The following is a 25,207-nucleotide window of genomic DNA, read 5'->3' on the forward strand; positions in this document are numbered from 1 at the left end:
GGTCGGGCGGCGTCGAGGTCTGCTGCGTGGTCGGCTGGCTGGTCATGCGCTCCTCCCCAGGAGGCCGGAGGGACGGACGAGCAGCACGAGCGCGAGGAGCAGGACGACCACCAGGTCGCCGACCCCCCAGTAGTAGTTCGCGAACTGCTGCAGGACCGCGACGAGGACGGCGGCGACCGCGGCCCCGGTGAGGGACCCGAGCCCACCGATGACGGTGACGATGAAGGCGAAGATGAGCAGGTGCGCGCCGAGGTGGGGGGACACGTACCCGAAGTACTGCGAGGCGAGCACCCCGCCGAGCCCGGCGGCCGCACCGCCCACGGCGAAGACCAGGGTGAAGGCCTTGCGCACGTCGATGCCCAGCGCCGTGACCATGGCGCGGTTCTCCACGCCGGCACGGATGATCAGACCGAACCGCGTGTAGCGCAGGAAGAGCACGATGCCGACCAGGACGAGCACGGCCGCACCGATGGCGAGGAACCGGTCGTTGGGGATCGGGGCGCCGGCGACGTCGGTCGTGCTGCGCAGCCAGGCGGGCCCCTCGATGAACTCGGGGTCGGACCCCCAGGTCCCCTCGAACAGCGCGACCGTCGCCAGCGCCAGGCCGACGGTCACCAGGACCTGCTCGATGTGGCGCTCGTACAGACGGCGCACGAGCAGCAGCTCGGTGAGGGCGGCGAACGCGGCGCCGACCGCGGCGCCGACGACCAGCGCGAGGCCGAAGATGCCCCAGCTGTCGGCGCCGAGCCGACGGGCCACCTCCCAGCCGGCGAAGGCGCCGAGGGTGAGGAACGAGCCGTGGGCGAAGTTGAGCACGCCCATCAGCCCGTAGATGAGGGACAGCCCGGAGGCGACGAGGAAGTACAGGGCACCGAGGCCGAGCCCGGTGATCAGGAGCAGGACGATCGTGCTCATGCGGCGTTCTCCGAGGTGTGCACGCCCAGCAGGCGCTGGATGCGGTCGGGGTCGTCGAGCAGCTCGGCGGCGTCGCCGGTGTGCACCACGCGTCCGGCGTCGATGACGACGACCGTGGTGGCGAGCCGGGAGATGACCTCGAGGTTCTGCTCGACGAGGAGCACCGGGGCGCTCGCGGCCGCCTCGGCCAGCGCCGTGGCGACCTCGGTGACGATCTTGGGCGCCAGGCCCTTCGTCGGCTCGTCGACCAGCAGCAGGCGGTTGTCGTTGAGCAGCGCCCGGGCGAGCGAGACCATCTGCTGCTGCCCGCCGGAGAGCGTCCCCGCCCGCTGTGCCGACCGCTTGACCAGGTCGGGGAACAGGTCGGAGACGAGCTCGCGGCGCGGCGACGCGTCCCGTTCGGCGAGACGCAGGTTCTCCGCGACGGTGAGCCCGGCGAAGACCTCGCGGTCCTCGGGCACGTAGCCGACCCCGCGGCGCACGATGCGGTCGGTGCTCAGGCGGTCGATGCGCTCGCCCGCCAGGGTCACCTCGCCGGTGCGGTCGTAGAGGCCCAGGAGCGCCTTGAGGGTCGACGTCTTGCCGACGCCGTTGCGCCCGAGGACGGCGGTCACGCCGGTGGCCGGGACGTCGAAGGTGACGTCCTCGACGACCTGCTGGCCGGCGACGGTGGCCCGCAGGTTCCGGACTTCGAGGATGGGCTCGGTCACGCGACGTCTCCCAGGTAGGCGCTCTGGACGGTGGGGTCGGACATGACGGCCTCCGGGGTGTCGTAGGCCAGCAGCTCGCCGTGGTGCATCACGGCGACCCGGTCCACGAGCCCGAGGACCACGTCCATGTGGTGCTCGACCATGAGCACCGTGCGGCCGCTGCGGTGCAGCCGGCGGATGACCTCGCTGAGGCCGGGGACGTCGGACGAGGAGACACCGGCCATGGGCTCGTCGAGCAGGATGACGCTCGGGTCGGTGGCGAGCAGCACGGCGATCTCCAGCTTGCGCTTGTCGCCGTGGGAGAGGTCCCCGGCGGCGACGTCGAGCCGGTGCGCGAGGCCGACCTCGGCCAGGTGCTCGACCGCGCGCCGGGTGGCGGCGTCGCCCCGGTGCGGGAACGCGAGCACCGACAGGCTGCGGCCCAGGTGGGTCTGGGCCGCGAGCCGGACGTTCTCGAGCACGTCGAGCCGCGGGAAGACGCTGGACGTCTGGAACGTGCGGCCCAGCCCGGCACGGGCCCGCCGGGCGACGGGGCCGCCCGTGACGTCACGGCCCGCGAGCCGGACGGTGCCCGCCGTGGGGCGCAGCACCCCGGAGACGAGGTTGAACAGTGTCGTCTTGCCGGCCCCGTTGGGGCCGATGACGCCGATCATCTCGCCGGGCGCGACCTCGAGGGTCACGTCGTGCAGGATCTGCGCGCCGCCGATCTACAGTCCGAGGCCGCGGACGGCGAGGGCGGGCACGGAGGGGTCCGTGCCGGGCTGGTGCTGGGGCATGGTCAGTCGGCCTCCGGCGGGGCGACCGCGTCGGCGGGCACCTCCTCGACGAGCTCGGGCATCCAGGAGCCGTCGGACTCGACGAGCCCGACCTGGTACATCGGCTGGATGACCGCGTGGTCCGTCTCGCGGATCGTCGTCGAACCCTTCGGGCCGTCGAACGTCCAGCCCTCCAGCGCGCCCACCATGGCGTCGACGTCGTCGCCGCCCTCGGCGATCGCGTGGACGATCATCTGCGCCGCGACGAAACCGTCCGGGGTGAAGAGGTCGGGGGTGCCGCCGGCCTCCTCGACCGCGGACACCATCGCGTCGTTCACCTCGTTGTCCGGGGCGCCGGGGAAGTAGTGGTTGAGGAAGTCGACCTTGCCCGCGGCGTCGCCGTAGGCGTCGAAGGTCGCCGCGTCGCCGAGGCCGGTGACCACGGTGGTGGCGTCCAGGACGCCCTGCTGGTCCAGGCCCTGCCACATCGCGCCGGAGGAGGCGCCGGCCCACGCGACGAACACGAGGTCGGGGTCGGCGTCGACGACCTGCCGGGCGAACGGGGTGAACTCGGTGGCGTCCTCGGGGACGAGGACGCTGTCGACGTCGGCGCCCTGCGCGCCGAGGACCCCCTCGACGGCGGCGAGGTTGCCCTGGCCGAACGCGTTGTCCTGGGCGAAGACGAGCACCTTGGCGCCGTCCGGGTCGACGAACGTGCCCGCCGTGGCGACGTCCTGGAGGGACTGGCGGCCGGACCGGAACGTGTAGTCGTTGATGCCGGTGATCGCGTCGGCGGCGGCCGGGCCGGAGACGTAGAGGACCTGGTTCTGCTCGGCCTGCTCGGCGAGCTTGAGCGCGATGCCGGACGAGACCGTGCCGCCCATGATCTGCACGCCCTGGCCGATGATGTCCTTCGCGTGGTTGACGGCCTTGTCCGGGTCGCCGGCGTCGTCGAGATAGGTGACCTCGATCGGGCGTCCGTCCACCTCGCCGGTGCCGTCCGTGGCGTGGTCCAGACCGGCCTCGAAACCCTCGTGGTACGCCTCGCCGTAGGCGGCGAGCGGCCCGGTCTTGGAGTAGATGATGCCGACCTCGACAGGTTCGGCCGCGGCGCTCTCGCCGCTGTCTTCGGTACCGCCGACCCCGCCGTCCGCCGGTGCGCACGCGGCCAGCGTGAGCGCCGTGACAGCGGTGGTGGCCAGTGCGAGGGACCTCTTCGTGACCCGCATGACTCCGCCCTTCGTTGGGATACCACCCGCAAACATGACAGGTGATTCAGGTATGAGGATCTTGGGTGCGGAGGTGTCCGACTGTCAAGACGGTGCGGCGCGGATCCGGTCACGATCCGGTCACGGGCGTGGCGCCGTGGCAGCACGAAGGCCGCCGCCCGGCGTGGGCGACGGCCTTCGGGACGGTGGTCCCGGGCTGCCGGGACGGCGACCGGACCTCAGTGGTCCTTGCGGTCCTGCTCGTCGCCGATGAGCGTGGTGACCTCGTCGGGCAGGTCGTCACGGTTCATGTCCGGACCGCGCTCCTGCTTGACGTCCCACCGCAGGGTCAGGGCGCCGAGCGTCGCGGCGAGGACCGAGGCGATGAGGATGGCTGCCTTCGCCCCGAGCGTGAACTCCGACCCCTCCTCGAAGGAGAGCTCCGCGATGAGCAGGGAGACGGTGAAACCGATCCCCGCGAGGAAGGCGACGGGAAGCAGGTCGCGCACCCCGATGCCCTGGGCGAGCCGCAACGGCGTGACCCGGGTGACGAGCCAGGTCGTGCCCAGGATGCCGATGAGCTTGCCGAGCACCAGACCGGCCACGATGGCGAAGACGATGGGCTGACCCAGGATCTCGGCCGGACCCCCGCCGTCGACCAGGTTCACGCCCGCCGAGAAGAACGCGAAGATCGGCAGCGCCATCCCCTGCGACCACGGCTTGACCACGTGCTCGTAGTGGTGGGTGCGGGTGTCGGTCTCGCCGTGGATCGGGCGGGCGGTGGCCGCGAAGCCCATGAGCACGCCCGCGATGGTCGCGTGCACGCCCGAGGCGTGCATGAACGCCCACGCCACGACGAACAGCGGGATGAGCAGCCACCACTTCGGTGACCGGGTGCGGATGTACCAGGCGAAGACCGCGATGACGACCAGCGACCCGCCGAGCCAGGCGCCGTTGATCTCGCTCGTGTAGAACACCGCGATGATGATGATCGCCAGCAGGTCGTCGACCACGGCGAGCGTCAGCAGGAACGTGCGGATCGCGACGGGCAGCCCCTTGCCGAAGACGGCCAGGACGGCGAGGGCGAAGGCGATGTCCGTGGCCGTCGGGATGGCCCAGCCGTGCAGCGCCTCCGAGTTGCCGAGGGAGAGCACCATGACGACGTAGATGATCGCCGGCAGTGCCATGCCACCGACGGCAGCGAGCATGGGGACCCCGGCCTGCTTGGGGCTGCGGAGCGAGCCGGCGACGAACTCGTGCTTGAGCTCGAGGCCGACCGTGAAGAAGAAGATCGCCAGCAGGCCGTCAGCGGCCCAGGAGGCCAGCGACAGGTCGAGGTGGATGTACACACCGCCGATGTAGGCCGGTCCCACCACCGTCTGGGAGAGGGTCTCGTAGGCCTCTCGCCAGGGTGAGTTGGCGAGCACCAGGGCGATCGCGGCGGCGCCGATGAGGAGGGCGCCGCCGGTCGTCTCCCGTCGCAGGAAGTTCCCGAGACGGGTGCCGAAGGACTGGGTCGTCGTGTCGTGGCTCAGGGCATGCTCCCGGGTCGTCGATGGGCACGGGCCGGCGTTCCAGCCGACTTCACCGACCAGACTTCCCGGCTCGCCAGGGGATCATGCTACCCGGGGACCCGCCGCGTGCCCTGCGGTCACGCCGACCCGTCACACATCGCCTCCAGGCGCAGCACCGTCCGCCAGTTGCGGCCCGTGGTCCAGGTCCCGGTCGCACGGTCGAGACGCGCGCTCGTCAGCCGGCTGCGGCCGATCCCTGCCGGGTAGTGCACGAACAGGGCCCCGCCGCGGGTCGCGAGCCGCTCCGGACCGTCGTGGTCGGCCGCCAGTCGGGCCACGCCCTCCTCGTCCACCGCCGTCGGACCCACGTGCAGCTGCAGGTGCGACGGGTCGTCGCGGGCCGCATCGGGGAACGGGTTCGCCGCGACCAGGTGTGCCAGCCGTGCCGCCGACAGCGCCAGCAGCGGGACCTCGGTCCCGAGGGCGGCCGCCAGGGCGTTCGCCGTGCGGGCAGCCACGTCCTCGGCGTCCCCGCCGTCCGCCGTCGCCACGAGGTTCCCGCTGGTCGCGTACGTGCGCGCGCCCGTCAGGCCGGCGGCCGAGGCCGCGGCGCGCAGGTCGGCGGCGCCGACGCGACGGTTCGACCCGATGTTGACCCCGCGCAGCAGCACCACGAAGCTCGTCATGCCGCCATCGTGCCGCGTCGGCCACGTCGGTGTGAATTCTCGATGACGTCTTCGCGCCACGCCGTCCGTGTGACCCCGATCACGTCCCGCGGGTCGTAGCGTGTCGCTCAGGACACCCACCCAGGGCGTCCCCGGGAGGCCAACCGATGGAGTGCTCGCTCCGTGCAGGAGGGCCGGCCCCGGTCCTGGTGCACGTCGTGCACGAGGCCGGTCGCCCGCCCCACCCGCCCTTCGGCTCTGCATGAGGGAGCACACCGTGGCCCACACCGAAACCACCCCCGCCGCCCGGACGTTCGTCATCGACACGTCCGTGCTGCTGTCCGACCCCCGCGCGATCCAGCGGTTCGCCGAGCACGACGTCGTGCTGCCGGTCGTCGTCGTCACCGAGCTCGAGGCCAAGCGCCACCACGCCGAGCTCGGCTACTTCGCGCGCAGCGCGCTGCGCGCCCTGGACGACCTGCGCGTGACGCACGGACGCCTGGACGCCCCGATCCCGATCGGCGAGGACGGCGGCACCCTGCGTGTCGAGCTCAACCACACCGACCCGGAGGTGCTGCCGGCGGGGTTCCGGCTCGGGGACAACGACACCCGCATCCTGTCCGTCGCCGCCAACCTGGCGGCCGAGGGGCGGGACGTGACCCTGGTGTCCAAGGACCTGCCGATGCGGGTCAAGGCCTCGGCGGTCGGCCTGCGCGCGGAGGAGTACCGGCACGAGCTCGCCGTCGACTCCGGGTGGACCGGCATGCGCGAGATCGCCGTCACCGACGACCAGCTCTCCGCCCTGTACGACGGGACCGAGCTCGAGCTCACCTCGCTCGCCCCGGAGGTGATGGCGGAGGCCTCACCCCTGCTGTGCCACACCGGGCTGGTCGTCCACGGTGGTGGCGGGTCGGCGCTGGGCAGGGTCACGGCGGACAAGCGGATCAAGCTGGTGCGCGGGGACCAGGAGGTCTTCGGCGTGCACGGGCGGTCGGCCGAGCAGCGGGTCGCGATCGACCTGCTCACCGACCCGGACATCGGCATCGTGTCCCTCGGCGGCCGCGCCGGCACCGGGAAGTCGGCGCTGGCGCTGTGCGCGGGCCTCGAGGCGGTGCTCGAGCGGCGGCAGCACCGCAAGATCCTCGTCTTCCGACCGCTGTACGCCGTCGGCGGGCAGGACCTGGGCTACCTGCCGGGTTCCGAGTCCGAGAAGATGAACCCGTGGGCCCAGGCGGTCTACGACACCCTGGGCGCGCTCGTCTCCCCGCACGTCGTCGACGAGGTCATCGACCGCGAGATGCTCGAGGTGCTGCCGCTGACGCACATCCGCGGCCGGTCCCTGCACGACGCCTTCGTCATCGTGGACGAGGCGCAGTCGCTGGAGCGCAACGTCCTCCTCACGGTGCTCTCCCGGGTCGGGCAGGGGTCGCGGGTCGTCCTCACCCACGACGTCGCGCAGCGTGACAACCTGCGGGTGGGCCGCCACGACGGCGTCGCGGCGGTCATCGAGGCGATGAAGGGGCACCCGCTGTTCGCCCACGTCACCCTCACCCGGTCCGAGCGGTCGCCCGTCGCGGCCCTCGTCACGGAGATGCTCGAGGGGCTGGAGATCTGAGTCCTGCCCCCGCCCCGGGTCGTTGTGGGCGTGAAATCTACGGTTCTCCGTCGTCGGCACCTGCAGATTTCACGCCCACAACGAGCGGGAGGGGTCAGCCCTGGGCGGGGCGGGAGGCCGCCACGCCGATCATGTGCCCGCGCTCAGGACGACGCCCGGGTCCGGAGCACTCCGGACCCGGGCGTCGTCACGACGGCCGGTCGTCGACCGGTCAGCTCGACCGGCGCAGCCTGCGCGAGACCAGGACCGATCCGGTGCCGAGCCCGAGCACGGCGAGCGCGACCCACAGGAGGGTCAGGTCGCTACCGGTGGTCGGGAGGTCCGGCGCCGTCGGCACGGTCGGTGGGGTCGGCGTCGGCGGGGTCGGCGTGGGCTTCGGTGTCGGGGTCGGCGTGGGCTTCGGCTTGTCGGGGAGGTGGTTGGTGACGGTGACGGTGACGTTCGGCTCGTTGTCGTCGATCAGGACGCCCTCGGTGTCGGCGCCGGTGGGGTCGTAGGTGACCTCGGTGCCGGCGGGCAGCGTGTCGGTGGTCTCGACCACGACGCAGACGGTGCCGTAGGGCAGTTCGGTGAGGGTGGTGTCACCGGTGGGGTTGCCGTCGGCGTCGAAGGTGAACGTCTCCTCGGCGACCTGGTCCTCGTCGAGGGTGCAGGTGGCGGTGATCTCGAAGGGGTCGGTGACCTCGACGGCGTGCTCGGAGGCCTCGACGACCTTGTCGACCGTCAGCGAGCCGGTCTTCTCCTGGTCGGGGAGGTGGTTGGTGACGGTGACGGTGACGTTCGGCTCGTTGTCGTCGATCAGGACGCCCTCGGTGTCTGCGCCGGTGGGGTCGTAGGTGACCTCGGTGCCGGCGGGCAGGGTGTCGGTGGTCTCGACCACGACGCAGACGGTGCCGTAGGGCAGGTCGCTGATCGTGGGGTCACCGGTGGGGTTGCCCTCGGCGTCGAAGGTGAACGTCTCCTCGGCGACCTGGTCCTCGTCGAGGGTGCAGGTGGCGGTGATCTCGAAGTCGTCGGTGACCTCGACGGCGTGCTCGGAGGCCTCGACGACCTTGTCGACCGTCAGCGAGCCGGTCTTCTCCTGGTCGGGGAGGTGGTTGGTGACGGTGACGGTGACGTTCGGCTCGTTGTCGTCGATCAGGACGCCCTCGGTGTCCGCGCCGGTGGGGTCGTAGGTGACCTCGGTGCCGGCGGGCAGGGTGTCGGTGGTCTCGACCACGACGCAGACGGTGCCGTAGGGCAGGTCGCTGATCGTGGGGTCACCGGTGGGGTTGCCCTCGGCGTCGAAGGTGAACGTCTCCTCGGCGACCTGGTCCTCGTCGAGGGTGCAGGTGGCGGTGATCTCGAAGGGGTCGGTGACCTCGACGGCGTGCTCGGAGGCCTCGACGACCTTGTCGACCGTCAGCGAGCCCGTCTCCTCCTCCTCGAAGACGTAGCAGACGGTCCAGTTGCTGACGTCCGCGAGCTGACCACCGTCGGTGAGCGGCGAGATGTAGTTCTGCGGGGACGGCTCGTCCGGCGGGAGGTACGGGGCCTGGTACAGGTTGGCGTCGTTGCTGCCCTTGACCACCACCGCGAGGATCACGACGCCGGCGTCCTCGCCGTCCTCGGTGATCTCGACGTTGACGGCGGTCTTGCCCTGGTACGCGTCGACGTCGCCGGAGTAGGTGTCCACCGTCGCGGAGATGTTCCCGTCGCTGTTGCCGCTCGTCTCCCCGGTAAGCTCCATCGCATCGGGGAACCCCGCCTCGGCGCAGGAGTTGACGTTGCCCGGGAGGACCGTCGCGCGGGGATCGGAGGAGTCGTCGAGGTGCTCGTCCGCCGTGACCGGTGCCGCAGCGGCGATCGAGAGTCCGATCGCCGCCGCGGCGACCGCGCCGATCCGTCTGATGCTGATGCTGACCATGATCCGAACCCCCGTGTCCGTACTCCTGCGATCTTCTCGGAGTGTAGATCTCGGGGGCCGACGGACGGCAGGGTATTCAGCGGTTTTTCACCCCTGGGCGGGACGCGTCATCGACAGCACGTCGAGGGCCTCGTCGAGCTGGGCCTCGGTGACCTCGCCGCGCTCGACGAACCCGAGCGCCACCACGGCCTCGCGGACCGTGATGCCCTCGGCCACGGCCTTCTTGGCGACCTTCGCGGCGGCCTCGTAGCCGATGACGCGGTTCAGCGGCGTGACGATCGACGGGGAGGATTCGGCGAAGGCGCGGGCCTTCTCCACGTTGGCCGTCAGGCCGGTCACCGTCTTGTCCGCGAGCACGCGCGAGGCGTTGGACAGCAGGCGGATCGACTCGAGCACGCCCTGGGCGATGACCGGGATCTGCACGTTGAGCTCGAACGAGCCCGTCGCCCCCGCCCACGCGACCGTCGCGTCGTTGCCGACCACGCGCGCCGCGACCATGAGCACGGCCTCGGGGATGACCGGGTTGACCTTGCCCGGCATGATCGAGCTGCCCGGCTGCAGGTCCGGGATGGCGATCTCGCCGAGCCCGGTGTTCGGGCCGGACCCCATCCAGCGCAGGTCGTTGCAGATCTTGGTCACCGACACGGCGATGGTGCGCAGCGCCCCGGAGAGCTCGACCAGGCCGTCGCGGGCCGACTGCGCCTCGAAGTGGTCGCGCGCCTCGGTCAGGGGCAGGCCCGTGTCCTCGCGCAGCAGCTCGATGACGCGCTGCGGGAACCCGGCCGGGGTGTTGATGCCGGTGCCGACGGCGGTGCCGCCCAGGGGGACCTCCGCGGCGCGGGGGAGCGCGGCCTCGACCCGCTCGATGCCGTAGCGGATCGCGGCGGCGTACCCGCCGAACTCCTGGCCGAGCGTGACGGGCGTGGCGTCCATCAGGTGCGTGCGGCCCGACTTCACGACCCCGGCGTACTCCTCGGCCTTCGCACCCAGCGCGTCGGCGAGGTGCTGCAGCGCGGGGATCAGGTCGCGGACGACGCCGGCCGTGGCGGCCACGTGCACCGAGGTGGGGAACACGTCGTTCGAGGACTGCGAGGCGTTGACGTGGTCGTTCGGGTGCACGTCTCGGCCCAGCGAACGGGTCGCCAGCGTCGCGAGCACCTCGTTGGTGTTCATGTTCGACGAGGTGCCCGACCCCGTCTGGAAGACGTCCACCGGGAAGTGCTCGTCGAGCTCGCCCGAGGCGACCTGGTCGGCCGCGGCGGCGATGGCGTCCGCCACGTCGCGGTCGAGCACCCCCAGCTCGGCGTTGGTCAGGGCGGCGGCCTTCTTGACCCGGGCGAGCGCCTCGATGTGACTGCGCTCCAGCGGCGTGCCGGAGATCGGGAAGTTCTCCACGGCGCGCTGGGTCTGGGCGCGGTAGAGGGCGTGGGCGGGCACGCGCACCTCGCCCATCGTGTCGTGCTCGATGCGGTACTCGGTCGCGGGCGCGTCGGCGCTACCGGCGGCGGTGTCGGAAGTCATGCGTCTATGGTGCCGCACCCGGCACCGCCGCCGTGCGTGAGAGGTGTCACGCGCTCAGCGCAGCGGCTCCTCGCCCACGTCGCCGGCGACCTCGATGAGCCGCGCCGAGCCCTCGGCGAGGTCGTACTCGACGCCCACGATCGCCACACGCCCCTCGTTCACGGCGGCGTCGAGCGCCCGCGAGTAGCCCCGCAGGGTCTCGACCGTGTGCCGCACGTGGGCGGTCCGCAGGCGGTCGGCCAGCACCCGCTCGTCCTCCTCCTGGTCGGCCGGGCCGGTCAGCTCGGCGATCGAGGGGATCACCTTGTCGACCACCGAGCGGACGAACCCCGGCGGGTGCTCACCCGTGCGCAGGGTGTGCGCCGTGGCGCCGACGGCCCCGCACGAGTCGTGGCCGAGCACCACGATCAGCGGGGCACCGAGCACCTCGACGCCGTACTCGATCGAGCCCAGCACCGTGGTGTCCACGACGTGTCCCGCCGTGCGCACCACGAACACGTCGCCGAGGCCCTGGTCGAAGACGAACTCCGCCGCCACGCGCGAGTCGGAGCACCCGAAGACCACCGTGTGCGGGTGCTGGGCGGCGGTGAGCTCGGCGCGCCGGACGGACATCGGCGACCTCTCGGCCGGCTGGTCGTGGACGAAGCGCTCGTTGCCGGCACGCAGCGAGGCCCAGGCTTCCTTGGGGGTCATGCATCCTCCAGGTCGTCGATCCACGGCGGGTTCGCCCCCGCACGTGACACGGTCACGGCCGCCACGGCGGCGCAGCGCGAGAGCAGCCGCTCGACCGTGGCGTGGTCGATCGTAGCCAGCGCCTCACGGCGGTCGGCCCCGAGCAGGTCGGCCGACCACAGGCCGTCGAGCAGGGCCCCCATGAACGAGTCCCCGGCGCCGACCGTGTCCACGACCTGGACCGGCCGGGACGGCACGTGCACCTCGCCCGTCGCGGTGACGGCCGTGGAGCCCTCCCCGCCGAAGGTGACCACGACGAGGGCCGCCCCGAGCTCGTGCACCCAGCCGCGCGCGACGTCCAGCGGGGCGGTCTCGGGTGCCAGCCACGCGAGGTCCTCGTCGCTGACCTTGACGACGTCGGCCAGCCGCACGAACGACTCGACCCGTTCCCGCGCCGAGGCCGCGTCGCCCATGAGCACGGGCCGGGCGTTCGGGTCGTAGGTGATGGTCGACGTCGCGCGCGCGGCCTCGACGACGGCCCGCACGTCCGCGGCACCGGGTTCCAGCACCGCGCCGATCGAGCCGGTGTGCACGGCCAGCGTCCCGGCGTCGGCCCGCGTCCCGGCCGGTACTCGCCACTCGAGGTCGAAGTCGTAGGTCGCCGTCCCGGCGGCGTCCAGCGTGGCCCGCGCCACCGAGGTCCGTGTCGCGGCGTCGCTGCCCGGCGTCACCGTGACGCCCGAGGCGGCGAGCCAGGACCGGACCGTCTCGCCCCGGTCGTCCCGACCGATCCAGGTGGCCAGGCGGGCGTCGCGGCCGAGTCGTCCGAGCGTGAGCGCGACGTTGGCCAGCGAACCGCCGGGGTGCTCGGTGCGCGTCCCGTCCGGCCGCTCGACGACGTCGACCAGCGCCTCGCCGACGGCGAGCACGTGCGACGTCATCGGCCCTCACCGTCCGACGTCGCGGCCTCGGCGCTCGTGGCGGACTGCGCGGCGGCGAGCCGCTCGCGCGCCCCGTCGAGCCACTCCTGGCAGCGGGCGGCCAGCGCCTCCCCGCGCTCCCACAGGGCGAGCGACGTCTCGAGCGGTTCGCCGCCGGCTTCCAGCCGGGTGACGACCCGGACGAGCTCGTCCCGCGCCTGCTCGTACGACAGGGTGCCGACGTCGGGGGCGTCGGTCGGTCCGTGGGTGGGTTCTGCGTCGGTCACGAGGACAGTCAACCGCACGTCCCCGACATCGCGCCCGGCGGGTCCGGGGAGCGGATGGCCGGTCTGCCGGCACCGAAATCCGGTTGCCGTGACGGGCCCCGGCGACCGACGATCCGGACATGGGTCATCTGGAGGTGGCGCACGTGGACCACGTGCTGCCCGACGGACGTGCGCTGCTCGACGACGTGTCCTTCCGCGTCGGGGAGGGCAGCACGACCGCGCTGGTCGGCCCGAACGGGGCCGGCAAGACCACTTTGCTGCGCATCCTGACCGGCGCCACCCGCCCCGACGGCGGCACGGTGACCGTCAGCGGCGGGCTCGGGGTGATGGCCCAGTTCGTCGGCTCGGTGCGGGACACCACGACCGTGCGCCAGCTCCTGGCGTCCGTCGCACCGGAACGGATCCGGCAGGCCGCCCGCGCGGTGGAGACCGCGGAGGACGAGCTGCTCGCCGTCGACGACGAGGCGGCGCAGATGCGCTACGCCCAGGCGCTCGCCGACTGGGCGGAGGTGCGGGGCTACGAGGCCGAGACGCTGTGGGACGTGTGCACCACGGCGGCCCTCGGGATCCCGTTCGAGCGGGCGCAGTGGCGGGAGGTGCGCACGTTGTCCGGCGGCGAGCAGAAGCGGCTCGTCCTCGAGGCGCTGCTGCGCGGGCCGGACGAGGTGCTGCTGCTCGACGAGCCGGACAACTACCTGGACGTCCCCGGCAAGCGGTGGCTGGAGGACCAGCTGCGGGCGACCCGCAAGACGGTGCTGCTGGTCTCCCACGACCGGGAGCTGCTGGCCGGGGTCGCCGACCGCATCGTGGCCCTCGAACCCGGCGCGGACGGCTCCGAGGCGTGGGTCCACGGGGGTGGGTTCGCGACGTTCCACGCCGCGCGCCGCGAGCGGTTCGCCCGGTTCGAGGAGCTGCGGCGGCGGTGGGACGAGAAGCACGCGCAGCTCACCAAGCTCGTGCTCACGCTGCGGCAGGCGGCCGCGAACAGCCCGGACATGGCCTCTCGCTACCGGGCGGCCCAGACGCGCCTGCGCAAGTTCACCGAGGCCGGACCGCCGCCCGAGCCGCCCCGGGAGCAGGAGGTCCGGATGCGGCTGCGTGGCGGCCGGACGGGGACCCGGGCCGTCACCTGCGAGGCGCTCGGGCTCACCGGCCTGATGCAGCCGTTCGACCTCGAGGTCTTCTACGGCGAGCGGGTCGCGGTGCTGGGGTCCAACGGGTCCGGGAAGTCGCACTTCCTGCGGCTCCTGGCCGGGGCCGACGTCGCGCACACGGGGGAGTGGCGGCTCGGCGCGCGGGTGGTCCCCGGGCACTTCGCGCAGACGCACGCCCACCCGGAGCTCGCCGGCCGCACGCTGGTGGACGTGCTGTGGGCCGACCACGCGCAGGACCGCGGCGCGGCCATGTCGGCGCTGCGGCGCTACGAGCTGCACGGTGCCGCGGACCGTCCGTTCGACCGGTTGTCCGGCGGGCAGCAGGCGCGCTTCCAGATCCTGCAGCTCGAGCTGGGCGGCTGCACCGCGCTGCTGCTCGACGAGCCGACCGACAACCTCGACCTCGCCAGCGCGGACGCGCTGCAGGAGGGGCTGGAGGCGTTCGAGGGCACGGTCCTGGCGGTCACGCACGACCGCTGGTTCGCCCGCGGCTTCGACCGGTTCCTCGTGTTCGGCGCGGACGGCCGGGTGCGCGAGACCCTCGAGCCGGTCTGGGACGAGGACCGCGTCGAACGCGTCCGCTGACCCCGCACGCGTTGCCCACGACCACGCGGGCGGGTGGGTGGGTCAGGGCGAGGTGGAGGTGACCTCGGCGTCGAGCGCGCCCACGGCGAGTCGGACGTGCACGGGATCACCGGCGGCGACCTCGTCCGCGGCACGCACCACCGCACCGTCGGCACGCTGCACGACGGCGTACCCGCGGTCGAGCGTGGAGGCCGGCGAGAGGGCGCGAACCTGTGCGGCGAGCCGGCCGACGTCGCCGGACGCCGTCAGCAGGGCCGCGCGCAGCAGGTGACGGGCGTGCCGCACGTGCTCGGCGACCTCGGTCGCGCGACCGTCGAGCATCGACTCCGGCCGGGCCAGGACCGGCCGGGAGCGGACGGCGTCGAGACCGTGCTGCTCCCGCTGCAGCATGGCGCGCACGGCGCCTCGCATGCGCTGACGTGCCTGGACGACGCGGTCGCGCTCCTCGGCGACGTCGGGGACCACGCACTTGGCGGCGTCCGTCGGGGTCGAGGCCCGGTGGTCCGCCACCAGGTCGACCAGGGGGGTGTCGGTCTCGTGCCCGATGGCGCTGACCAGCGGCGTCGTGCACGCCGCGACACGCCGGACCAGGGCCTCGTTGCTGAAGGGCAGCAGATCCTCGACCGACCCGCCGCCGCGCGCCAGGATGATCACCTCGACGGTCGGGTCGGCGTCCAGCGCCGCGAGAGCCTCGCCGACCTCCTGCACCGCGTTGACGCCCTGGACCGCCACCTCGCGGATCTCGAAGCGGACCTGCGGCCAGCGGGCGCGGGCGTTGACCACGACGTCGTGCTCGGCCTTGGACTCCCGGCCGCACACCAGGCCGACGACGGACGGCAGGAACGGCAGCGGGCGCTTCCGCTCGACGTCGAACAGCCCCTCGGCCGCCAGGACCCGGCGCAGCTGCTCGATCCGGGCGAGCAGCTCGCCGACGCCGACCTGGCGCACGGCGGCGGCTCGGAGGGACATCCGCCCGGCCTTGATCCAGAACTCCGGCTTGGCGTGCACCACGACGTGGTCGCCCACCTGGGGCTTGGCGTCGAGGCCGTCGAACGCCCGGGTGAGCATGTTGACGGGCAACGACGCCTCGACGTCGGTGTCCCGCAGGGTGAGGAACTGCATCCCGGACCCGCGCCGGTAGGTGTGCTCGACGACCTGACCCTCGACCCACACCGGGGACATGCGCGCCACGTAGTCGCGGATCTTGTTCGACAACAGGCGCACGGGCCAGGGCCGCTCGGCGGTCGTCTCGGCGGCCCGCTCGGGCAGCGGCTGGACGTCGTGGCCCGTTCGGTCGGGTCCGGTCGCGTCGGTCACGGCCCCCAGCATGCCCCACGCCACCCACAGCGCTCCTGACGTGGGAGGTCCTGCGGCGTCGGCCGTCACCGACCCTCCACACGGGCCTCCTACACTGTCACCGTGACTGCGACCGCACCGGCCCCCGTCCCCCCGACCTCGACCAAGCGCGTCCTGCTCGCCGCGCCGCGCGGCTACTGCGCCGGCGTCGACCGCGCCGTGGTCGCGGTCGAGAAGGCGCTGGAGAACTACGGCGCCCCTGTGTACGTGCGCAAGGAGATCGTGCACAACAAGCACGTCGTCGAGACGCTGCGCGAACGGGGTGCGATCTTCGTCGAGGAGGCCGACGAGGTCCCGCGCGGGGCCCGCGTGGTCTTCTCCGCCCACGGCGTCTCCCCGGCCGTGCGCGAGTCCGCAGCCTCCCGCGACCTGCAGACCATCGACGCCACCTGCCCGCTGGTGACGAAGGTGCACAAGGAGGCGGTGCGGTTCGCCAAGGCGGACAAGACGATCCTGCTCATCGGCCACGACGGCCACGAGGAGGTCGAGGGCACCGCCGGCGAGGCGCCGGAGCACACCATCGTGGTGAACTCGCCCGAGGAGGCCGACGTCGTCGAGGTCCCGGACCCCGACAACGTGGTGTGGCTGTCCCAGACGACGCTGTCCGTCGACGAGACGATGGAGACGGTGCGCCGCCTGCGCGAGCGGTTCCCGAACCTGGCCGACCCGCCCAGCGACGACATCTGCTACGCCACCCAGAACCGCCAGGTGGCGGTCAAGAAGCTCTCCCCGGAGTGCGACCTGGTCATCGTGGTGGGGTCGGCCAACTCGTCGAACTCCGTGCGTCTGGTCGAGGTGGCGCTGGACGCCGGGGCACGCACGTCCTACCGCGTGGACCGGGCTGCCGAGATCCAGGACTCCTGGTTCGAGGGTGTGACCACCGTCGGCGTGACCTCGGGTGCCTCGGTGCCGGAGATCCTCGTCGACGACGTGCTGCGCCAGCTCGCCGAGCGCGGCTACGGCGAGCCCGAGGAGGTGCGCACCGCGACGGAGGACCTGGTGTTCTCGCTGCCGCGCGAGCTGCGCCCGCCCCGCGACGCGCGCCAGCTTCCGATCCAGCCCGCCTGAACCCGGCCGCTCCGGTCCGGGACCCGACCGCGCCTGCCGGGCTCAGCCGGCGGCGGACTCGCCGCGGGAGGTGTCGGCCTGTGCGCGCTGCAGCGCGCGCCGGTCGGTGTCGACGAGGTCCTCGACCGAGTCGCGGTCGTCGTCGATGCTCACCTGGCCGATGCCGACCACGCCGCCCTCCTCGGCGGCGAGCAGCTCCGGCTTGGTGATGGGGCGGGTGGTCTCCTCGAGGCCCTTCATCTCGTCGATCTCGTCCCGCGCGTCGACGACGTCGAGCTCGACCATGCGGCGCGCGGACGTGAGCACGTTGCGTTCCAGCGAGCCGATCATCTTGTTGTAGTTCTTCGTGGCGCCGTCCAGGGACTTGCCCATCTTGGTGACGTGGTCGGTCATCGTCACCAGGCGGGAGTGCAGCTCCTTGCCCACCTTGAGCACGCGCTGGGCGTTGTCGGCCAGGGCCTGCTGGCGCCAGGAGTAGGCCACGGTGCGCAGCAGGGCCAGCAGCGTCACGGGGCTGGCCAGGATGACGTTCTTGCGTGCGGCGTCCTCCATGAGCGCGGGGTCGCGCTCCAGCGCCGCCGACAGGAACGACTCGGCCGGCACGAACATGACGACGAACTCGGGGGCGTTGTCGAACAGGTCCCAGTACCGCTTGGACGCCAGGTCGTCGACGTGCTTGCGCATGTGCCGCACGTGCGCCGCCATGCGCTGGTCGCGCACCGCCGGGTCCTCCGACTGCTGGGCCTCCAGGTAGCCGAGGAACGCGACCTTGGAGTCGACCACGATGTGCTTGCCGCCGGCCAGGTTCACGACGAGGTCGGGGCGCAACGTCTCGCCGTCGTCGTTGGTCGCCTGGACCTGGACGTCGAAGTCGACCTGCTCGATCATGCCCGCGGCCTCGACGACACGCTGGAGCTGCAGCTCGCCCCAGGCGCCGCGCTCCTGCGAGGAGCGCAGGGCGGTCACCAGGTCGCTGGTGCCCTTGCGCAGCTCGCCCGAGACGTCGGCGAGGCTGCGCATGTTCTCGGTGAGACGGGAGTCGAACTCGATGCGCCGCTTCTCCTGCTCGGCCACCTCCGTGCGGACCTTCTCCAGGCTCTGGCCGATCGGGTCGACGAGCGCCTTGAAGGCCTCCTCGCGCTGGGCGAGGGCCTCGTCGTGCCGGACGGTGGACTGCTTGAGGCGCTGCTCGGCCAGCTCCAGGAACTGACGGTTGGAGGACGACAGGGCCTCGCCGGCCAGCGAGCGGAACTGCTGGGCCATGCGCTCCTGGTCACCCTTGACCTCGGCCACCTGGCGCTCGGCCTGCTCGCGCACCGCGGTCACCTCGCGCTGGTGGCGCTGCTCGGCCTCGGCCACCCGACGGTCGCCGTCGCCTCGCGCGAGCTCCACCTGCTCGCGGAGGTGGGCGATCTCGCGGCGCGCTCCCTCGAGCTCGCTGTGCAGGCGGACGGTCTCGATCTCCTCGGAGCGGTTCCGCCCGACGGCCCGCGAGGAGTGCCAGAGCCACCCGAGCACCACCCCCACCGCGAGGGTGCCGAGTGCGAGCAGCAGGGCGGTCGTCGTCTCCATGCACGCCAGGCTGCCACGGCCCACCGACACCGCGAGGACGACCCACCGTGAGCAGGTGCGACGGAGGGCTACGGTGGGGCCGTGACGCATCCCGCCGTGCCCCCCGACACCGCCGCGGCCCTCAGCCTGCGGGGCCTGTGGAAGCGGTTCGGGCTGAAGATCGCCGTGGCCGGGATCGACCTGGACGTGCCCGCCGGGTCGTTCTACGGGCTCGTCGGGCCCAACGGCGCCGGCAAGACGACGGCGCTGTCGATGGCCACCGGTCTCCTGCGACCGGACTTCGGGACGGCGCACGTGCTCGGCGTCGACCTGTGGGCCGAACCGGACCGGGCCAAACCCCTGCTCGGGGTGCTGCCGGACGGTCTGCGGCTCTTCGACCGCCTCACCGGCGCCCAGCTGCTGACCTACGCCGGGCTGCTGCGCGGCCTCGACCGCGACACCGTGGCCCGGCGCAGCGAGGACCTGCTCGCGGCGATGGACCTCGCCGCCGACCGCGACACCCTCGTGGTCGACTACTCCGCGGGCATGACCAAGAAGATCGCGCTGGCCGGCGCGATGATCCACGCGCCGCGCGTGCTGGTGCTCGACGAACCGTTCGAGGCCGTCGACCCGGTCAGCGCGGCCAACATCCGCGACATCCTGCGGCGCTACGCCGACGACGGCGGCACCGTGGTCGTCTCCAGCCATGTCATGGACCTCGTGCAGCGCACGTGCACGCACGTGGCGGTCATCGCGGGTGGTCACGTGCTCGACGCCGGCACCGTCGACGCCGTGCGCGCCGGGCAGAGTCTGGAGGACCGGTTCGTCGACCTGGTCGGGGGCCGCAAGGAGTCGGAGGGGCTGGAGTGGTTGCGCACCTCGTCCGACTCAAGCTGACCCTGCTCGGCAACACCCTGCGCCGCAGCGTGTGGCACACCATCGGGCTCGTGGTGGCGACGCTGTACGGGCTGTCTCTGGTGTTCCTCGGCGTGGGCGCCGCGGTCGTGGGCGGTCGGGCCGACCCGGTGCTGACCGGGCAGTTCGTGACGCTGGTGGGCTCCGTCGTCGTGCTGGGCTGGTGGGTCGTGCCGCTGTTCGCCTACGGGCTGGACGCGACGCTCGACCCCCTCCGGTTCACGACCTACGCGATCCCGCGCCGGCAGCTCGTCGCGGGGCTGGCCGCGGCCGCGCTCGTCTCGGTGCCGGCCCTGGTCACGTCCCTCGCCGCCCTCGGGGTCTCCTTCGCCTGGGCCTCCGACCCGGTCGCGCTGGTCGCTGCGCTCGCGGGCGCCGTCCTGGGGGTCGGGCTGTGCGTCGTCGGGGCGCGGGCCTCCACGGCGCTCTGCGCGCCGTTGCTGGAGTCGCGGCGCTACCGCGAGGTCCTCATGGTCGTCGCGGTGATCCCGCTGCTGGCGATCGGTCCCTTCTTCGCCTGGCTGTCGTCGAGGACCGCCGCACGGGGCGAGGTGACGGTCGGTCCTGACGAGCTCGTGCCGTCGGCCCTGGCGCCGGCGGCACGCGTCCTCGCCTGGACGCCGTTCGGGGCGCCCTGGTCGATCCCGGCGGCGGTGCACGACGGCGCGTGGGGACTCGCCGGCGCGCGGGTGGCCGTCGCGGCGGGGACCCTGGCGCTGCTCGCCGTGATCTGGGACCGGGCGCTGGCCCGGGCGCTGGTCAGCCCGCGCGGAGGTGCCGCCGCGGGAACGGCCCGGGGGCTCGGATGGTTCGGCCGGCTGCCCGCGACCCCCATGGGCGCCGTCGCGGCGCGGTGCGCCACCTACTGGCTGCGGGACCCGCGGTACGCGACGTCGCTGGCGGTCGTCCCGCTGCTCCCGGTGGTCCTCGTGGTCGTCGGAGTCTCCAGCGGGTCGGGTGCCGGGCTGCTCGTGCTCGTGGTCCCGGTCGTGGCGTTCGTCCTCGGCTTCGCGGTGTCGAACGACGTCGGCTACGACAACACCGCCTTCGCGCTGCACGTGGCGACCGGTGTGCCGGGCCGCGCCGACCGCTGGGGGCGCATGCTGCCGGTGCTGGCGCTCGGTGTCCCGCTCGTGGCCGCGCTGTCCGTCACGAGTGCCGGGGTCGCCGCGCGGTGGGACCTCCTGCCCGCGTTGCTCGGCGGCGGCCTCGGGGTGCTCGGAGCCACGCTGGGCACCTCCAGCGTGGCCTCGGCGCGCCTCGTCTATCCCGTACCGAGACCGGGCGAGAGCCCTTTCCGGACGCCGCAGGGCGCGACCGTGGCGACGCTGGTGGCGCAGATGGCCGCGGTCGCCGTCATCGTGGCCCTGCTCCTGCCGACCGTGGGAGCGGGTGTCGCGGCAGCCGTCACCGGGGCCGGAGCATGGTGGTGGGCCACCGGCGTCGTCGGCGTCGCCACCGGCGGGGCCGCCGTCGTCGTCGGTGCGCGGTGGGGCGCCCGCGTGTACGAGCGGCGTCTACCCGAGCTGTTGTCGCAGGTCAAGAACTTCGCCTGACGACCCCCGCGCTCGGGCGTGTCGGGTCGACCTGGAAGAATGGGTGTCGTGAATCCCGAGAACGACCGACCTTCCGTGACGCTGCCCGAGGGCTGGACGGTGGTGGTTCCGGACCTTGCCGACGTGCCCCGGCTGGGCGAGCTCCGGGCGCTGCAGGCCGCTCCGCACACCGGATCCGACACCGCCGACACCGCCCAGATCGAGAACGAGATCGCCGGCGCCGCCTCCTGGACGCGGCGCCACCTGGCGATCAAGGACCCCGACGGCGTGATCCGCGCCTGGGCCCACGCCCACGACCGCGCGGCCGGCCGCAGCGTGCTGGGCATCGAGATCGACCGCTCGCTGCCCGAGGGCACGCAGGACCTGCTCGCGGCCTGGTGCTACGCCGAGCTCGCCCAGATCGGGCGAGAGATGGCCCAGCTCCGCGGCGAGTCCACCACCCAGCTCGACGCCGGTGCCTTCGCCGGGGACGACCGGTTGCGCGGCTGGCTCACCGACGCCGGGTTCCGGCACGTGCGCACCTGGTGGCAGATGTCGCGTCCGGTCACGCCCGCCGACGCCGAGCCAGGGGCCTTCCCGGACCCGAAGCCCGGCGTGTCGATCCGGCGGGTGGCCCAGCACGACAACGGCATGCCCGTCGCCGAGGACCTCAACGCCGTCCACCAGGTGCTCGAGACCGCGTTCACGGACCACTTCAACTCCTACCAGGAGTACTTCACGGAGTTCGTGCAGCGGCTGCGCGAGGACCCCGGGCACCGCTGGGACCACTGGTGGCTCGCCTGCCTCGACGTCCCGGAGGACCCGGAGGCCGAGGAGTTCCCCGCCGGCGCGCTGGTGGGGTCCGAGCTGGCGCCGGACGACTCCGGGGTGCGGGGCACCTACGTCGACTACATCGGTGCGCTCGCCGAGGCGCGGGGCCGGGGAGTCGCGACCGCCCTGCTGTACGCGGTGATCGCCGACGCCGCCTCCCGCGGGCGCAACCGGGTCGGCCTGGAGGTCGACGCGGACAGCCCCACCGGTGCCGAGTCGCTGTACACCAAGCTGGGCTGGCGCACGAAGTACGTCACCGAGTCCTGGCACCGGGACATCTCGGTCGACTGACGCGGTCCTCCCCGGGGATCGACCCGTCCGGACCGGGATCGACCCGCCGTCGATCCCGGCCCCGAGGGGTCGATCTCACAGGGGACGGGCCCCGCGTGGCGCGTAGGATGGGCCGACGTGGCACTCACTATCGGCATCGTCGGCCTGCCCAACGTCGGCAAGTCCACGCTCTTCAACGCACTGACCCGGAACTCCGCGCTCGCGGCGAACTACCCGTTCGCGACGATCGAGCCCAACGTCGGGGTGGTCCCGCTGCCCGACGAGCGGCTGGGCAAGCTGGCCGAGATCTTCTCCTCGGACCGGGTGCTGCCGGCCACGGTGTCGTTCGTCGACATCGCCGGCATCGTCAAGGGCGCCTCCGAGGGCGAGGGCCTGGGCAACCAGTTCCTGGCCAACATCCGCGAGGCCGACGCGATCTGCCAGGTGACCCGCGCCTTCGACGACGGTGACGTCATCCGCGTCGAGGGCTCCACCGACGCCTCCGGCGACATCGAGACCATCTCCACCGAGCTCATCCTGGCCGACCTCCAGACGCTCGAGAAGGCGCTGCCGCGCATGGAGAAGGAGGTCAAGATCAAGAAGGGCGACCCCGTCCTCTACGCCGCGGCGAAGAAGGCCCAGGAGATCCTCGAGGAGGGCACCACCCTCTTCCAGGGTGCGGCCGCCGCCGGCCTCGACCTCGCCGAGGTGGCCCCGCTGCAGCTCATGACGGCCAAGCCGTTCATCTACGTCTTCAACACCGACGACGCCGGGCTGGCCGACGAGGCCATGCAGGCCAAGATGCGCGAGCTCGTCGCCCCGGCCGAGGCGATCTTCCTGGACGCCAAGTTCGAGGCCGAGCTCGTCGAGCTCGAGCCGGACGAGGCCGCGGAGATGCTTGCCGAGACCGGCCAGGAGGAGTCCGGTCTGGACCAGCTCGCCCACGTCGGCTTCGACACGCTGGGCCTGCAGACGTACCTGACCGCCGGGCCCAAGGAGGCCCGGGCGTGGACGATCCGCAAGGGCTGGACCGCCCCGCAAGCCGCCGGCGTCATCCACACCGACTTCGAGCGCGGCTTCATCAAGGCCGAGGTCATCTCCTTCGAGGACCTCGTCGAGGCCGGTTCCGTCGCCGCCGTGAAGGCCGCGGGCAAGGCGCGTGTCGAGGGCAAGGACTACGTCATGCGCGACGGCGACGTCGTGGAGTTCCGCTTCAACGTGTGACGGGCTGACGCCACGATCGGCCGAGAGGCTGGTCAGGCAGTGCGACCCCACGGAAGGGGCCAGATCGTCGGGTCTGGCCCCTTCCTTGTGTCCTGGCCCGGGCTGGCAGGGTGCAACGGCACGAGCTCCTCGGTGTGGATGACGTGGGCGTGGTGGAGCAGCCGGTCCACGGCCGCGGTGGCCATCCGCGACGGCGTCCTCACGCACAGCGTGCAGGGCGGTACCTGACTGACATCATGGAAAGGTCCGAGGGAACAACAATCCTTGACGGATTCAACTCTTGATGGTGAGAGGTTGTCATGAGCGTGTACCGGGTGATCGACGTGATCGGGACGAGCTCCTCCTCCTGGGAGGACGCTGCGGCAGAGGCCATCAGAACCGCGAAGGGATCGCTGCGTGACATCAGGGTGGCTGAGGTGACCCAGCAGGACGTCGTCATGGGTGATGGCGGGGAACTGGTCTACCGGACCCGGCTCCAGCTGTCGTTCAAGTACGAGTCGGAGTAGCCAGCGCCGGGTATCCGTGAGCCGCTGAGTGTCGCGCGCGGACGTTCACGTCGTCGCACGTCCACGTCGGTACGCCGTCAGCGGCATGACCTCGAGGTGCATCGCCGTCCGCCCGGACTCGGGATCAGGGGCGAACACGACCCGGATCGGGGAGAGCCCGGCGGGCGTCAGGTCGAGGCGGAACGCGAAGGGGTCCTCCGGGTCGTCGGGCGCCAGCTCGACCCCACGGTAGAGGAACGGGACCGGGTGGAGGCAGCGCAGCACGAGCCGGCCCCGGCGGACGAGCACCTGGATCCCGGCCCCGACGACGGAGCGCAGCCGCAGGTCGCCGAGCGCGCCCGGGAGCGTGTACGTGCCGCAGACCTGGTTCCAGACCTCGGGGCGCTGGGCGACGTCGGTCCGCACCGCAGCGGGCGGGACGCCGAGGACCCGCCGGAGCAGCGTGTTGGCCTCGTCGGGGACCCAGAACATGCCCAGCCGTGCCCCGGTCACCACGAGGAAGACGGCGGTCCGTGCGTCGGGGGCGAGGACCAGGACGGAGTCGAAACCGGGGATGATCCCCTGGTGCTCGGCGGTCGGGTGATCGCCCAGGCGCCCGCGGAAGAACGCGAGGCCCATCCCGGGGATCCGCGGGTCCGGCTGGTAGTGCGGCGCGTCCATCTCCGCGACCGTCGCGGGCGCCAGTGCGCGACCGTGCGCGTTCGCCCCGCCGCCGACCAGCGCCTCGGTATACCGCAGCATGTCGACGGGTGTGGACCAGGCGGCGGCCGCGCCGATGGTGGCCATGTTCGTCACGGGCACCGGGCGGGGCCCGCGCGACGTCAGCCGGTAGCCGGTGGCGCGACGCGGGTCGCCGGGCCGGGACTGGTCCAGGTCCGTGCTGGACATGCCCCACGGCGCGAAGACGTGCTCCGCGAGGTGGTCGGCCAGCGGGGCGCCGGTGACGTCCTCGACGATCTGGCCGAGGGCCGCCGGTCCGTGGTTCGTGTAGCAGAACCGGGTGCCGGGCTCGGCCACACCGTGCAGGACACCGCCGTAGTAGTCGCCGAGGGCCGGTGCCGGGACGTCGGCCGGGGTGCTCTCGCCGAAGTCGGGGCGGATAGCGTGACGCAGCGACAGCGACTCGGGGAGCCCGGCGGTGTGGGTCAGCAGCTGCCGCACGGTGATTGGCGCCGGTCCCGGCGGTGCGAGCCGGAAGCTGCGCAGGTAGTCGTTCGCGGGGGCGTCGAGATCGACGAGTCCCCGTTCCACGAGCTGCAGGACGGCGACGCCCGTGAAGGTCTTGGTGATCGACGCGACCCGGAAGGCGGTGTCCGCCGAGACCGGGGAGCCGGTGGCCAGGTCGGCGAGGCCGCTCGTCGCGACCTGCGTCGTCACGCCGTCCTCGACCAGGCCGACGGCGATCCCGACCGCCGCCCGGCGGTGACGGATCGCCTCGACCTCCGCGTCGAGGTCGATCGCCGTGGCTGCCGACATGTCGCCAGGATAGGCAGCGGCGTCGGCACCCGCCCGTGGCGTGGGCGC

The 25,207-nt window shown here is 72.6% G+C and carries 22 protein-coding genes; 8 read left to right on the top strand and 14 right to left on the bottom strand.

The window, feature by feature from the left end:
- Positions 1-42: 42 nt before the first annotated feature.
- The 6 genes from Q6350_RS06720 to Q6350_RS06745 form a co-directional block, all read right to left on the bottom strand.
- Positions 43-915: a branched-chain amino acid ABC transporter permease gene (locus Q6350_RS06720; RefSeq protein ID WP_171247863.1), complete on the bottom strand. Its 873-nt coding sequence runs from the start codon at positions 913-915 to the stop codon at positions 43-45.
- Entirely contained in the window at positions 912-1,625 is a 714-nt protein-coding gene (locus tag Q6350_RS06725; protein WP_304603422.1) for an ABC transporter ATP-binding protein, read from the bottom strand. Before Q6350_RS06725 ends, Q6350_RS06720 begins: the two co-directional genes overlap by 4 nt.
- Positions 1,622-2,332 (bottom strand): ABC transporter ATP-binding protein, encoded by a 711-nt coding sequence (locus tag Q6350_RS06730; protein WP_305065974.1) that lies wholly within the window; start codon positions 2,330-2,332, stop codon positions 1,622-1,624. The genes Q6350_RS06725 and Q6350_RS06730 overlap by 4 nt, the downstream gene beginning before the upstream one ends.
- Positions 2,333-2,403: 71 nt before the next feature.
- A complete protein-coding gene (locus tag Q6350_RS06735; protein ID WP_304603424.1) occupies positions 2,404-3,609 on the bottom strand; it encodes a substrate-binding domain-containing protein in 1,206 nt (401 codons plus the stop codon).
- 218 nt (positions 3,610-3,827) lie between these two features.
- Positions 3,828-5,183 carry a Na+/H+ antiporter NhaA gene (nhaA, locus tag Q6350_RS06740; RefSeq protein ID WP_370375380.1) on the bottom strand — a complete coding sequence of 452 codons (1,356 nt, stop codon included), beginning with the start codon at positions 5,181-5,183 and terminating at the stop codon, positions 3,828-3,830.
- A gap of 56 nt (positions 5,184-5,239) precedes the next feature.
- Positions 5,240-5,788 carry a DUF1697 domain-containing protein gene (locus Q6350_RS06745; RefSeq protein ID WP_304607198.1) on the bottom strand — a complete coding sequence of 183 codons (549 nt, stop codon included), beginning with the start codon at positions 5,786-5,788 and terminating at the stop codon, positions 5,240-5,242.
- 241 nt (positions 5,789-6,029) lie between these two features.
- Here Q6350_RS06745 and Q6350_RS06750 point away from each other — a divergent pair, with 241 nt between their 5' ends.
- Entirely contained in the window at positions 6,030-7,382 is a 1,353-nt protein-coding gene (locus Q6350_RS06750; RefSeq protein WP_171247858.1) for a PhoH family protein, read from the top strand.
- 211 nt (positions 7,383-7,593) lie between these two features.
- On the opposite strand, the gene Q6350_RS06755 is transcribed toward Q6350_RS06750, so the two are convergent.
- From Q6350_RS06755 to Q6350_RS06775, 5 genes are all read right to left on the bottom strand, one after another.
- Entirely contained in the window at positions 7,594-9,288 is a 1,695-nt protein-coding gene (locus Q6350_RS06755) for a DUF5979 domain-containing protein (RefSeq protein ID WP_305065825.1), read from the bottom strand.
- Positions 9,289-9,375: 87 nt separating this feature from the next.
- On the bottom strand, positions 9,376-10,809 hold the full coding sequence (locus Q6350_RS06760) for an aspartate ammonia-lyase (RefSeq protein WP_304603428.1): 1,434 nt from the start codon (positions 10,807-10,809) through the stop codon (positions 9,376-9,378).
- 54 nt (positions 10,810-10,863) lie between these two features.
- Positions 10,864-11,502 carry a carbonic anhydrase gene (locus tag Q6350_RS06765; RefSeq protein ID WP_304603429.1) on the bottom strand — a complete coding sequence of 213 codons (639 nt, stop codon included), beginning with the start codon at positions 11,500-11,502 and terminating at the stop codon, positions 10,864-10,866.
- Entirely contained in the window at positions 11,499-12,422 is a 924-nt protein-coding gene (locus Q6350_RS06770; RefSeq protein ID WP_304603430.1) for a carbohydrate kinase, read from the bottom strand. The genes Q6350_RS06765 and Q6350_RS06770 overlap by 4 nt, the downstream gene beginning before the upstream one ends.
- Complete coding sequence (locus Q6350_RS06775; RefSeq protein ID WP_305065826.1) at positions 12,419-12,688, bottom strand: exodeoxyribonuclease VII small subunit; 270 nt, start codon at positions 12,686-12,688, stop codon at positions 12,419-12,421. Before Q6350_RS06775 ends, Q6350_RS06770 begins: the two co-directional genes overlap by 4 nt.
- A 119-nt stretch (positions 12,689-12,807) precedes the next feature.
- Here Q6350_RS06775 and Q6350_RS06780 point away from each other — a divergent pair, with 119 nt between their 5' ends.
- Positions 12,808-14,427: an ABC-F family ATP-binding cassette domain-containing protein gene (locus Q6350_RS06780; RefSeq protein ID WP_304603432.1), complete on the top strand. Its 1,620-nt coding sequence runs from the start codon at positions 12,808-12,810 to the stop codon at positions 14,425-14,427.
- A gap of 42 nt (positions 14,428-14,469) precedes the next feature.
- Here the strand turns inward: Q6350_RS06780 and xseA are convergent, their stop codons facing one another.
- Positions 14,470-15,756, bottom strand: coding sequence for an exodeoxyribonuclease VII large subunit (gene xseA, locus Q6350_RS06785; RefSeq protein WP_370375381.1), 1,287 nt, complete (start codon positions 15,754-15,756; stop codon positions 14,470-14,472).
- A gap of 90 nt (positions 15,757-15,846) precedes the next feature.
- Here xseA and Q6350_RS06790 point away from each other — a divergent pair, with 90 nt between their 5' ends.
- Positions 15,847-16,851, top strand: coding sequence for a 4-hydroxy-3-methylbut-2-enyl diphosphate reductase (locus Q6350_RS06790; protein WP_171247851.1), 1,005 nt, complete (start codon positions 15,847-15,849; stop codon positions 16,849-16,851).
- 42 nt (positions 16,852-16,893) lie between these two features.
- Here the strand turns inward: Q6350_RS06790 and Q6350_RS06795 are convergent, their stop codons facing one another.
- Positions 16,894-18,423 (bottom strand): DNA recombination protein RmuC, encoded by a 1,530-nt coding sequence (locus Q6350_RS06795; protein ID WP_305065827.1) that lies wholly within the window; start codon positions 18,421-18,423, stop codon positions 16,894-16,896.
- Positions 18,424-18,504: 81 nt separating this feature from the next.
- Here Q6350_RS06795 and Q6350_RS06800 point away from each other — a divergent pair, with 81 nt between their 5' ends.
- The 5 genes from Q6350_RS06800 (at position 18,505) to Q6350_RS06820 (ending at position 23,683) form a co-directional block, all read left to right on the top strand.
- The gene (locus Q6350_RS06800; protein ID WP_305065828.1) at positions 18,505-19,299 is read left to right on the top strand and encodes an ABC transporter ATP-binding protein; all 795 of its coding nucleotides are present in this window, start codon (positions 18,505-18,507) and stop codon (positions 19,297-19,299) included.
- Entirely contained in the window at positions 19,269-20,873 is a 1,605-nt protein-coding gene (locus Q6350_RS06805) for a hypothetical protein (protein ID WP_305065829.1), read from the top strand. The genes Q6350_RS06800 and Q6350_RS06805 overlap by 31 nt, the downstream gene beginning before the upstream one ends.
- A gap of 48 nt (positions 20,874-20,921) precedes the next feature.
- The gene (locus Q6350_RS06810) at positions 20,922-21,974 is read left to right on the top strand and encodes a GNAT family N-acetyltransferase (protein ID WP_304603438.1); all 1,053 of its coding nucleotides are present in this window, start codon (positions 20,922-20,924) and stop codon (positions 21,972-21,974) included.
- Positions 21,975-22,091: 117 nt separating this feature from the next.
- A complete protein-coding gene (gene ychF / locus Q6350_RS06815) occupies positions 22,092-23,177 on the top strand; it encodes a redox-regulated ATPase YchF (RefSeq protein ID WP_171247846.1) in 1,086 nt (361 codons plus the stop codon).
- Positions 23,178-23,491: 314 nt separating this feature from the next.
- Entirely contained in the window at positions 23,492-23,683 is a 192-nt protein-coding gene (locus Q6350_RS06820; RefSeq protein WP_304603439.1) for a dodecin family protein, read from the top strand.
- Positions 23,684-23,728: 45 nt separating this feature from the next.
- Here the strand turns inward: Q6350_RS06820 and Q6350_RS06825 are convergent, their stop codons facing one another.
- A complete protein-coding gene (locus Q6350_RS06825; RefSeq protein WP_305065830.1) occupies positions 23,729-25,159 on the bottom strand; it encodes a serine hydrolase in 1,431 nt (476 codons plus the stop codon).
- Between the last annotated feature and the right edge of the window lie 48 nt (positions 25,160-25,207).

Origin of the sequence: Isoptericola sp. b515 (genome assembly GCF_030588125.1) — a bacterium.
In the GTDB taxonomy this organism is placed as follows: domain Bacteria; phylum Actinomycetota; class Actinomycetes; order Actinomycetales; family Cellulomonadaceae; genus Isoptericola; species Isoptericola sediminis.